Genomic DNA, 10,373 nt, shown 5'->3' with positions numbered 1-10,373 from the left:
GCGCAGCCAGGGCTGGGTCGTGCTCGGCCAGGGTCGTCCCGGCGGCGTCCGTGAGCCAGACGTGTGGGCCGCAGACCGGACAGGCGTTGGGCTGGGCATGGAAGCGGCGGTCCAGGGGATCGGCGTACTCGGCCGCGCAGTCCGGGCACATGGGAAAACAGGCCATGGAGGTCGTTTTCCGGTCATAGGGGATGGATTTGGTGATGGTGTAGCGCGGGCCGCAGTCGGTGCAGTTGGTGAAGGGATAGTTGTGGCGGCGGTTGGCCGGATCGGCCATGTCCGCCAGACAGTTCGGGCAGGTGGCCACGTCCGGGCTTATGAGCACGTTGTGCCCGGCGCCGGGGGCGCTTTCGCCGATGACGAAGGCCGCATCGCCCGGAAGTGGCGGCAGGTCGGATGCCTTCCGGGAGAGAATCCGGGCCAGGGGGGGAAGCTTTTCGGTCAGATCCCGGGAGAAGCCGTCCACGGCGGCGGCCGTCCCCTGAATTTCGATGACCACGCCTTCGGGGGTGTTGCGCACCACGCCGCCAAGCCCCCTTTCCAGGGCCAACCGGTAGACGAAGGGCCGAAAGCCTACGCCCTGGACCTGTCCGGTAACGGTGATACGGCGGCGAATCCTGTGTTTCATGCGTGGGGCAAACGTAGCGCGGATTGGAAAGATGTCAACGAAATCGCGCAAAAAGGCTTTTCAGGCGGCCCGTGACGAAACGCCAGGGGCGAAAGGCCACGGGCGACAGGGCGCCGGGCGTGAGAAAGCCCGTTATGTCGAAGTCCGCCGGGCAGAGCAGGGGATATGAGATGTCCTCCGGTCGCGACCCGGGCATGCCGCAGGCCAGGGCCTCGCGCCACAGGGGGACCAGTTCCGGGGACATGCCCGTGAGGGTGCTAACGGCCGTGTCCAGGGCCACGGCCTGACCCGAGGCGGCCATAAGCCCAAGTTTGAAGGGATCGCCGCCGATGGGACCGGCCCGGTGCATGGCCGTGACGCCGTCCACGAGGTGAAAAAGCGGCGGCAGGGCGGCCATGACGTCCAGGATCAGGCGCGGGAAGCGGTTGCCGCGTTCGCCATGGATCTGGTGGGCCAGGGCCTTGCGTGATCCGGCCACGCAGCCGAAGGTGTTTTTCACCGCACAGGTCAGGCCTGTCTGGTTGTGGACCTTCAAGCGCGGTACACTCAGGATGATGTCGGTATCAAGGGCCTGGGAGGCCACGCCGATGGTCCCGCCAAAGGACAGGGGCACGGGCCGGGGCCGGGTGAAGTTGACGAGGCGCACCGGCAGGTCGGCAAGCGCCCGAGGCAGGCCGCAGACCCGGGCCACCGCCCGGGCCGTGCCGAAGGCCGGGGAGTCGCCCACGGTCACGCGCGCCCCGCAGGCCAGGAGGTAGATGCAGGCCGCCCGGACCACGGCCGGATGGGTGCAGGACAAGTGCACCTTTTGGGGGGCCACCAGGTTGGGCTTGACCAGGACATGGCTTCCCGGGGCCGGACGAAACCCGGCGACCGCGAGGAGTTCAGATACGGCCCTTTCCAGGCGGCTTGGCTCGTAGTCCGGGATGCGGCTGAAAAAGACGGGGATGGTCATGGCCCGGGGTGGGATGCGTCATCCGGCGCGGCAAATGGGAAGAGGCGGGATTGTCCGTGGCGGCTTGACGATATCCTAGTAGGTGGTATATTTTGGGGGTCATGAACTGGACGGTGACCGCCGCAAAAGCGGTGCGCAGGCAGGTGGACCGGCTGCCCATGCGGGTTCGGGAACGGCTTTTCGCCCTGCTTTTGGAGATGGAGCAGGCCGGACCCATCCGGGGGAACTGGCCCAATTACGGCAAGCTTGGACCTCGGCGGCATCATTGCCACATCAAGAAAGGACGTCCCACGTACGTGGCCGTGTGGGAAGAGTCGGACGGAGCCGTGCGGCTTCTGGAGGTGACCTATGTTGGAACCCACGAAAAAGCCCCCTACTGACGCGGTCATGGAACTGCGGTTTTCCGGCCCGGCCGGGAAGATGCGGGAACTGGCCCTGATGGCCCGGGGCATGGGCCTGACCGAGATGGGGGAGACGGTTCCCTGGCGGGAGCTCTTCCCGCAGTACCGTGGTGTTGCGGAGTGGGCCGTGGCCCTGCGCGGGGCCAGGGGCAAGGCGGGCCTGACCCAGAAGGCCCTGGCCGCCCTGGCGGGCATTCCCCAGGGGCACATCTCGGCCATGGAAAACGGCCGCATGCCCATCGGCAAGGAGCGCGCCAAGCGGCTGGCCGAGGTGCTCAACATCGACTACCGGATTTTGTTGTAGGGCCGGGATCGTCGATTTTTCTCCCCTCTTCGGTTCTCGCCGCAAAGGCCTTAAGCACTTCGGGCGGCACGGCCAACTCATTGCTCCAGGGCGGCGGCAACTCAAAGGTCTTGCCCAATAGGGCCATGCGCCAGCAGTGCAGGCACAGGCCCTGGCCGCCGGGCCCCTGGCCGGGGGGGCCGTATTTGGGGTCGCCAAGGATCGGATGGTTCCGGGAGGCCAGTTGGACCCGAAGCTGGTGGGTCTTGCCGGTCACAAGCCGCAGCCGCAAAAGTGATCGATCCGGGGTCGCCAGAAGGGGCGTGGCCAGGGCCAGGGCCTCGTGCCCCGCCTCCTGTCCGGCATGGACCTTTTCGCGTCCGGCCGGGCCGGTCTTGGCCAGCCGGTCGCGCAGGGGGACGGTCTCGCCCGGGGCGCACAGCCGCCAGGATCCGAGCACCCAGGCCAGATAGTCCTTCTCGACCCGGCCCTCGCGAAAGGCCTGGGCCGCTTCCCGGGCGGCGTGGTGGGTGGTGGCGACGACGAGCAGTCCGGTGGTGTCCTTGTCCAGGCGGTGGACCGGGGCGGGGATGAAGGCCGCGTCCGGAAAGGCGGCGGCCAGACGGGTCTGGACGGAATCGGCGTGGCCCGTGCCGGGGTGGGCGGGCAGCCCGGCGGGTTTGGCCAGGACCATGAGGCCCTCGCCCTCAAAAACCACCGGCGGCAATGGCGGCGCGTCCGGGCTGCGGGTCATGCCGTTTTCTCTTGTCCCTCCTCCCCCCGGCCGAAACGGCGGCAGGCGGACGATCTGGCCCGTCACGACCCGGTCGTAGGGACCGGCCCGGCGGCCGTCGACGCGGACCTGTCCGGTGCGTATCCAGCGCATGGCGGCGGAGGTGGGGAGGTCTTTTCCGGCCCGGCGCTTGATGAAGTCCACAAGCTTTCTGCCTGCCTCGGACTCCTCGACGCCGACCAACGCAACCGTCTCCCCCATCCCGTTTTTCTCCTCCCCCCCGAAAATCTTCCTTCCCCTCCCCCTCCTACTTCGCCACCTGATACTTGCCGTCAACGACTTCCAGCATGATCATGGAGTCGGTGGACAGGCCGTTATGGTCTTCGGGGGTGATGGTGAACACGCCCGAGACGCCTACCACGTCCGTGAGGGTCTCCAGGGCGTCGCGCAGGGCGGCGGGGTCGGCCTTTCCGGCCTTTTGCAGTCCGGCCTGCAACAGGATCAGGGCGTCGAAGGCATAGCCCGAGTGGGTGTTGATGGGGAACTTGGCCTGGATGCCTTCCTTGTCGTAATCGGCGATGAAGGCGCGCACCACGGCGGCCTGGGGGTCCGAGGCGGGCAGGGAGTCCGGGGCCATGAGCTTGGTGGCGGGCATGACGACGCCGCCAGCTGCGGGACCGGCCAGTTGCAGGAACTCCGAGCCGGGCTGGCCGTGGCATTCCACCACCAGGGGCTTGTCGCCGGGCAGGGCGGCGAAGTTTTTGGCTACGATGGCCCCGGCCGGGCCGATGGTCCAGATGATGACCGCCTTGGGGGAGGCCGTGGTCAGCTTGAAGGCCTGGGCCGAGAAGTCGGTGCCCTTGGGATCAAAGGTCTCTTCGGCGACGATGTTCATGCCGTATTTTCCGGCCAGGTTTTTGAGGTGGTTGAGGCCGTCCTGGCCGAAGGCGTCCTTGGCGGTCATGACCGCGACGGAGGTTATGCCCTTGGCTTTCAGGTAGTCGTAGATTTTTTCCACGGCCGTGGAGGTGCGCTGGGGGGTCTTGAAGGTCCAGGTGAAGGGGCCGAAGTTGCCCCCGGCGATGATCGGGTCGCCGCCCACGGTCATGATCGTGGGCACTTTTTTCTCTTCGGTGTATTTTTTCACGGCCAAGCCTTCCCCGGTGGAGGTGGGGCCGATGATGGCCAGGACGTTTTCGGCCTCCACGAGCTGGCGGGCCATGCGCAGGGCCACGTCGGGATTGGATTCGGTGTCATGGATGACGAGCTTGATGGGGCGTCCGAGGATGCCCCCGGCGGCGTTGATTTTTTTGACGGTCATCTCCGCCACCAGACGGCTGGGGGTGCCCACGAAGGCGGCCGGGCCGGACTGGGCGAAAAGCCCTCCCACCAGGATGGGCTCGCCGGTGGCCTCAGCGGCGAAGGCCGACGTGCTACACAGAAAAAGAGCAGCAAGGACGATCAGGATACGGGGGAGCATGGCGGGAACCTCCGGGAGGGATGTCGCCGGAAACGGGCGCAGGGAGGGTGTTACATGGGTTTGCGGCCTTCGGCAACACAGACGCCGGTGGCGGCGGGTGAGCGGCCCGGCCGGATCGAGCGCCAGTAGCCGAACAGCAGGGCGGCGGTCAGAAGCAGGCCGTGGGCCAGGGTACGGGCCTCGCCCAGAAACTGCATGCCGGACATGACGGTCTCCAGGACCAGGACCGCCACCAGGGGCCGCAGGAGGTTCCCCGGGCCGCCGATGACCAGGAAGAGCAGGGCCTTGAGCGACAGTTCCAGACTGTACTGCTCGGGGTTGATGAAGCCCCCGTAGTGAGCGTTGAGCACCCCGGCCAGGGCCGAGAGGGCCCCGCCCAACCCAAAGGACAGGGAGCGCAGGGCGGCCCGGTCGATGCCGCAACTCGACGCGGCCAGGGGATCGTCCTTGCAGGCCAGAAGCGCCCGGCCGGGGCGGCTGTCCTTGAGCGAGGCGAACATCCAGCAGCCGCCGGCCATGGCCATGAGGAAAAGGAAAAAAAAGGTCCGATCCCCGGAAAGCGCTCCCAGGCCCGGGACGGTCAGCCTGGTGTCGACCATAAGCCCGGCCGAGCCACCGGTGACGGACCCCATGGTCAGGACCACGTTGGTGAAAATCAGCGACACGCCGAGGGTGGCCATGGCCAGAAACCCTTCGCCCAGGCGTTCCATGGGGCGGCTTATGGCAGCGGCGAAGCCGAAGGCGGCAAGGACCACGGCCGGAACCACGAGCACGGAGGCCTGGGGAAAATGGGCGTGGGCCAGCACCGAGGCATAGGCCCCGATCCCGGCCATGCCGCCCTGGGCCAGGGAGATCTGGCCGCCCAGGCCAAGGCAGAAATTGAGCGCGAGGACGTTTAAGGCCAAAAAGAGGTGCTGGTTGACCACCAGGAGGCGGTAGTCGGGCAACAAAAGGCCCACGGCCGCAAGGATCGTGAAAAAACCCACCGCGTCGCGAGTCTGCCGGGAGATGGCGGGCGTCATGCCGGGCGCGCCGTTTCCTGCTCCTTCGGGGCCAGGACCAAAAGGCCGATGAGCAGGATGTAGGTGACGGTTTCCTTGAGTTCTCCGGACAGAAGCAGCACCAGGGAGGCCTCCACCAACCCCAGGAGCACGCCGCCCAAAAAGACCCGGGGCACCGAGGCATAGCCGCCGATGGTGGCGGCCACGAAGCCCTTGATGCCGAGGCCCAGCCCCATGTCATAGCGCAGCATGGTCTGCGGCCCGATGGCCATGGCCGCCATGGCCGCCAGCACCCCGGCCAGGGCGAAGGACAGGGCGTGGCAGTGGCCGGGCCGGATGCCCTGCAACCGGGCGGCCACGGGATTCATGGAGACGGCCCGAATCGCCCGCCCGGTGGTGGTGCGGCTTAAAAAAAGCGACAGCAAGACGACGCTGGCCACCGACAGGGCCAGGGCCGTCAGCGTGTCCTGGCTGAAGAACAGCAACCCCAGCCGCAGGGGCGGCAGTGACAAAAGCTGGGGAAGCATGATGGGGTTTTTGCCCCAGAACACGATGGCCACGCCCTGCCAACACAGGCTGGCGGCCACAGTGAGCATGAGCTGGCGCAGGGGGGAGGCGTTGATGCTGACGCCCAGGGTCGAGGCATAGAGGGCATGCCCGAGGATGAAGCCGAAAAGGGCGGCGGCGGCCAGGGCCGCCATGGGCGGCAGATGCAGGGCCTGGGACAGGCTTTGCAGGGTCAGCCCGCCGAGGAGCAACAGCTCTCCCTGGGCGAAATTGATCAAGCGGCTGGAATTGAAAATAAGGGCGAATCCGATGGCCATGAGTCCGTAGACGGAACCCAGGGCCAGACCGGAATTCACGATTTGCGCCAGATACTGGATGACCACCGGGGAAAGGGCTCCCAGGGCGTGGCATGGCGGGGGCGAAGGCAGGGGCGTCGCATCCGTCCGGCAAGCGCACGCCGCTTGCGATAGGGGTTTTTCAGGGGCCTTGCCAAAAGAATCCGGCCGGGCCGGGACAGGGGAAGGCCGTCCCCCAGGAGGGACGGCCTTCCCTTTCGCATTGCCGACGGCATGGTCATGCCGCCGGAGATTTTCTCGGGCTTAGTTGATGTCCTGGATGTTGCCGTAATCCGTATCCTGGTTGTTGGCGCCTCCCGAATCCAGGCTGTAGGCCATGATGACGGTCTTGCGGTTGACCACGCCCACGGCCCCGGGCCAGGTGTTGAGGGAAACCACCAACTCCTGCTTCCCGTCGTTGTTCACGTCGGCCAGGGCGTACCCGGAGATGGTGCCCTTGATGCGCCGGGTCTTCCATTTGAGGTTGAGGCCCACGCCGTCCCAGTACAGGGCGTGGATTTCACCCTGGGAGAACGACCGGTAGTTCTCGAAGAACTGTGCCGCCACGGAGATGTTGCGGCTGACCAGGATCTCGTGTTGCGGGTCGGTGTCCAGGTTGGCCACCAAAATGGGCAGCGGGATGTAGTAGTACAGCCACAGGTAGTCGTTACGCGGGCGGTCCATGGGGGCCATCATGGGATCGTGCTCGATCCCGATGCCGGAACCGGCATATTCCTCTTCGGTCAGGGCCACACGCTCGCCCTTGGCGGAGTACACGCCCAGATGGTCGCCATCCTCGGCCAGGATCACCTTGTAGCCGGCCTTTTCAGGCAGGAAGGCGAAGTTATAGGCGTTGGCCTTTTTGGGAAGGGAGAGGGTGCTGCCCAAGACGGCCTGGCCGTCCTTGAAGGACACCTGGTAGACCCCCCGGGTGAAGACTTCCCGGGTTTCGGGCTTGGAGCCCACCAGAATCTTGGAAAATTCGGGAGGGGTCGCCGCCACGTTCAGGTACAAGGGAATATCGGCGTGTTTGAGTTCGAGTTTGCCGCTGGCCATTTCAAGCACGAAGGACCGGGGATCCTTGAAATACCTGGCGGACACGATGATTTCCGCGTTGCCGTCGCCGTTGATGTCGAAGGCGTTGATGTTGATCAGTTGGAAGTTGGTGGGCGGCTCGTATTTGGCCATGGGGACGAGTTGTTCATTCGAGTAGGTGAAAACCTCGACCGAGGCCGTGCCGAGGATCACGATTTCGTTTTTCCCGTCGCCGTTGACATCGCCCACGGCGATTCCCGACGAGGCATAGGGAAGGGCCTGGCTGCGCCAGACGCCGGGGGTCTGGGTGGGGCCGGCATAGCGGAAGTTGGGGTTGAGATAGTTTTTCTGAGAGTCTCTAGCCCCCTGGCTGGCCACGAAGTCGGCGTTGGGCGGCGGGGGCGTCTTGGCGCCGCCCGGGGCGGAACCGCCGGCCTGGGAGGGGCTGGGGGGACGCTGAAAAATCTCCGCTCCGGCTTCCTTGACGGCCTTTTCCAGGGCGGGGACGAGGTTGCCGAGCTTGGTTTGCAGGGTCTTGGGCCAGGCCTTGCCGCTGGCGTCGAGGTAATGCATGTCCAGGCTGGCCTCTTCGCCGGTAATGGTCAGGCTGCCGTAGACGAGGTAGTCGGCCTTGAGCTTTTTGAGCACGGCCAGGGCCTCGGCCTCGGATGCGGGAGGCGCGGGCTGGGCCGCATCCACCTTGGCGGCGTCCATGGCCTGGAGTTTTCCGGGCCAACTAAGGCGCGAGACAACCATGCTCTGGATGCCCTGCTTGAGATACTGGTACTTTTCGGGGCCATGCACCGTGAACTGGGTCACAGCGAAGGTTTTCGTCTGGGCGTGCCCGAGCGCCGGAACAAGCAGCAAAAAGGCAAGGGCAAGGGGCAGATACAGTTTGGACTGGGTCATTCGGATTCCTCCGGGCCCCCGCTGGGGGCCAGTGTTTGCCGGGAAACGACGGACGACGATGGCGCGTTGGTTCGTCCGACATTCCCGTGACGCGGCCATGCAATACTATCAACGCTGGCGCGTATCAAGTGAAGAGATGTGCACATGTCCGGGCTTTTGCACATCGCGGCGGGACATGTCTGCACAGCACCCCCCGGACTTTTTTTTGTCATGAAATCGACATGTTCCGGTGCTTGCAGCGGGCCGATTTTACGATTAGAAGCCCCATTTTATTCGTCAGGCATCCCCAGCTTATCCGTCTTTCAAGGATTGTTCCATGACCCGTTTTGCCTGTACCCCCGCCGCGAGGCGCGGACGCATGTCTCTTGTCGCCGCGTGTTTCGCTTGTTTTTTGGTCTGCGCGCCCACAGCATACGCCGCGCCCCCAGCCCCCGGCGTCCGGCTTTTCGTAGACCCGGGCGTGCCCCTGCGCGCAGGCGATGCGGCCCACATGCAACGCCTTGTCGGCATAAACCTCAACTATCTCCTCGACGACGACGCCAACCGCCCCGGGGCCAGGCCCCTGGCCGAGACCCTGCGGGAGATGGGGACGGGGAGCCTGCGCTATCCCGGCGGGGCCAAGTCCGACGTGACCTTCTGGAGCGCGCCGCCCTATGCCGGGCCGCATCCCAACCTGGCCCGGCGCGGCCCGCAGGAATGGCCCGCCAACGATGCCCGGGTGTATGATCCGGAAAAGGGCGTCTACGTCGCCAACCCCCTGGACTTCGACGAGTTCATGGCCCTGTGCCGCGCCACATCCGCCGAGCCGATCCTGGTGGTGGCTCATGATGCGGCCTATCGGCCCGCCACGCCGGGCGGGGTGATCCCCGGGCGCGAGGATCTGCTGGCGGCGGCCGTGGCCTGGGTGCGCTACGCCAATCTGGAAAAAAAATACGGCGTGAAATATTTCGAGATCGGCAACGAAAGCTATCTGGACACCTACGACGGCGGCTGCCGGGCCGAAGACTATGCCCGTGATCTGGCGCTTTACTCCCGGGCCATGAAGGCCGTGGACCCGTCCATAAAGATAGGGGCCAACGGCCCGGTCATGCGTGACGCCGTGGGGGCCTACGACGAAAAGGCCGGGAGCTTCGCCCCCTGGTGGAAGACGGTCTTTGAAATCGCCGGGAACGACATCGATTTCATCTCCGTACACGAATATCCGTGCATGCAGTGGTTCGGCTACGACTATTACCGCACCAACCCGGTGCGCATGGACGGGGTGGCCCAGATCGACGCGGCGGCCCGGGATTTCGGCCCGCCGGGGTTGGCCGGTCGGCTGCGCTATCTGCTCACCGAAATCAACTCCGCCGACTGGTACGGGCATCCCCAAAACGACGGCTGGAAGCACGAAAACAGCCTGGGCCACGCCCTGGTCCTTCTGGACATGCTCTGGCAGGGGGTCTCCGACCCCCGGGTGGACACGGTCCAGATCTGGGCCACGAGATGGATGGAAAACGCGGTCAGGCCCGAGTTGTGGGACGCCCTGGATGCGGGCAACCACCCCCTGCCCACGGGCACGGCCCTGTCCTTTTTGGCCGGACGCCTGGGCGACGGACCGGTCGCGTCGAGCGGACCCGGGGACGTGCCGGTGTTTGCGACTTTGGATCGCCGGGCCGGGCGGCTTACGGTCTTTTGCCTCAACAAGGATACGGCCCGGGAGATCGAACTGTCCGTGGCCGGTCTGCTCGACGCCCGGGCCGACCGGCTGGTGTGGCGCGGCAAGGGCCCAGACGACCTTTCGCCGATGGTGGCCCCGGGCGAGGCCGTGCGGTTTTCGGAAGGCAGGGCTCGGGTGCGCCTGCCCGCCGTGTCCCTGACGGTATTGGACATCCCCTGGCCGAGGCAGCGGGGCGTTGACCGGGCCCAAGGGGAATCGTCAGCGCCTGCGGGGTCGTGAGCCCGCCTGCGCCGCCTGCGGCCGGGCCGGGGAGGCATGAAAAGGGCCTGCCCGGGCCAGACAGGCCCAATGGTCTCTCTGGATGCGGGGGCGGGTCGCGTCCCCTAAAAAATTCGGCCGTATTTTTTAGAAAAAGAGAAATATTTCATATGGTTGTTTTTGGACTG

The 10,373-nt window shown here is 65.8% G+C and carries 10 protein-coding genes; 3 read left to right on the top strand and 7 right to left on the bottom strand.

Annotated elements, in window-relative coordinates; translation table 11 throughout:
• Both V3572_RS02480 and V3572_RS02475 read right to left on the bottom strand, forming a co-directional pair.
• On the bottom strand, positions 1 to 628 hold a 628-nt coding region (locus V3572_RS02480), incomplete at its 3' end, for an acylphosphatase (protein ID WP_332109388.1).
• Positions 629 to 662: 34 nt separating this feature from the next.
• Positions 663 to 1,583, bottom strand: a complete 921-nt coding sequence (locus tag V3572_RS02475; RefSeq protein ID WP_332109387.1) for a DUF362 domain-containing protein — start codon at positions 1,581 to 1,583, stop codon at positions 663 to 665.
• 101 nt (positions 1,584 to 1,684) lie between these two features.
• On the opposite strand from V3572_RS02475, the gene V3572_RS02470 reads away from it, so the two are divergent.
• Positions 1,685 to 1,963, top strand: a complete 279-nt coding sequence (locus V3572_RS02470; protein ID WP_332109386.1) for a cytotoxic translational repressor of toxin-antitoxin stability system — start codon at positions 1,685 to 1,687, stop codon at positions 1,961 to 1,963.
• Positions 1,932 to 2,288 carry a helix-turn-helix domain-containing protein gene (locus tag V3572_RS02465; protein WP_332109385.1) on the top strand — a complete coding sequence of 119 codons (357 nt, stop codon included), beginning with the start codon at positions 1,932 to 1,934 and terminating at the stop codon, positions 2,286 to 2,288. Before V3572_RS02470 ends, V3572_RS02465 begins: the two co-directional genes overlap by 32 nt.
• Here the strand turns inward: V3572_RS02465 and V3572_RS02460 are convergent.
• The 5 genes from V3572_RS02460 to V3572_RS02440 all read right to left on the bottom strand — a co-directional run bounded on the left by V3572_RS02460 (position 2,260) and on the right by V3572_RS02440 (position 8,267).
• The gene (locus V3572_RS02460) at positions 2,260 to 3,261 is read right to left on the bottom strand and encodes an RluA family pseudouridine synthase (RefSeq protein WP_332109384.1); all 1,002 of its coding nucleotides are present in this window, start codon (positions 3,259 to 3,261) and stop codon (positions 2,260 to 2,262) included. The two genes, V3572_RS02465 and V3572_RS02460, sit on opposite strands and share 29 nt — an antisense overlap.
• 46 nt (positions 3,262 to 3,307) lie before the next feature.
• The gene (locus tag V3572_RS02455) at positions 3,308 to 4,480 is read right to left on the bottom strand and encodes an ABC transporter substrate-binding protein (protein WP_332109383.1); all 1,173 of its coding nucleotides are present in this window, start codon (positions 4,478 to 4,480) and stop codon (positions 3,308 to 3,310) included.
• Positions 4,481 to 4,530: 50 nt separating this feature from the next.
• Positions 4,531 to 5,502: a branched-chain amino acid ABC transporter permease gene (locus V3572_RS02450; RefSeq protein ID WP_332109382.1), complete on the bottom strand. Its 972-nt coding sequence runs from the start codon at positions 5,500 to 5,502 to the stop codon at positions 4,531 to 4,533.
• Positions 5,499 to 6,344, bottom strand: a complete 846-nt coding sequence (locus V3572_RS02445) for a branched-chain amino acid ABC transporter permease (protein WP_332109381.1) — start codon at positions 6,342 to 6,344, stop codon at positions 5,499 to 5,501. The genes V3572_RS02450 and V3572_RS02445 overlap by 4 nt, the downstream gene beginning before the upstream one ends.
• A 243-nt stretch (positions 6,345 to 6,587) precedes the next feature.
• Positions 6,588 to 8,267, bottom strand: coding sequence for an FG-GAP repeat domain-containing protein (locus tag V3572_RS02440; RefSeq protein ID WP_332109380.1), 1,680 nt, complete (start codon positions 8,265 to 8,267; stop codon positions 6,588 to 6,590).
• Positions 8,268 to 8,757: 490 nt separating this feature from the next.
• On the opposite strand from V3572_RS02440, the gene V3572_RS02435 reads away from it, so the two are divergent.
• Positions 8,758 to 10,206, top strand: a complete 1,449-nt coding sequence (locus V3572_RS02435; protein WP_332109379.1) for an alpha-L-arabinofuranosidase — start codon at positions 8,758 to 8,760, stop codon at positions 10,204 to 10,206.
• The last annotated feature ends 167 nt before the right edge of the window (positions 10,207 to 10,373 follow it).

Origin of the sequence: Desulfolutivibrio sp. (genome assembly GCF_036584575.1) — a bacterium.
In the GTDB taxonomy this organism is placed as follows: Bacteria; Desulfobacterota; Desulfovibrionia; order Desulfovibrionales; family Desulfovibrionaceae; genus Desulfolutivibrio.
This window is presented reverse-complemented; position numbering and strand designations above follow the sequence as displayed.

Coding starts and splice junctions, on each gene's coding strand:
- V3572_RS02475 (WP_332109387.1), bottom strand. CDS start 1,583: ATGACCATCCCCGTCTTTTTCAGCCGCATCCCGGACTACGAGCCAAGC.
- V3572_RS02470 (WP_332109386.1), top strand. CDS start 1,685: ATGAACTGGACGGTGACCGCCGCAAAAGCGGTGCGCAGGCAGGTGGAC.
- V3572_RS02465 (WP_332109385.1), top strand. CDS start 1,932: ATGTTGGAACCCACGAAAAAGCCCCCTACTGACGCGGTCATGGAACTG.
- V3572_RS02460 (WP_332109384.1), bottom strand. CDS start 3,261: ATGGGGGAGACGGTTGCGTTGGTCGGCGTCGAGGAGTCCGAGGCAGGC.
- V3572_RS02455 (WP_332109383.1), bottom strand. CDS start 4,480: ATGCTCCCCCGTATCCTGATCGTCCTTGCTGCTCTTTTTCTGTGTAGC.
- V3572_RS02450 (WP_332109382.1), bottom strand. CDS start 5,502: ATGACGCCCGCCATCTCCCGGCAGACTCGCGACGCGGTGGGTTTTTTC.
- V3572_RS02440 (WP_332109380.1), bottom strand. CDS start 8,267: ATGACCCAGTCCAAACTGTATCTGCCCCTTGCCCTTGCCTTTTTGCTG.
- V3572_RS02435 (WP_332109379.1), top strand. CDS start 8,758: ATGCAACGCCTTGTCGGCATAAACCTCAACTATCTCCTCGACGACGAC.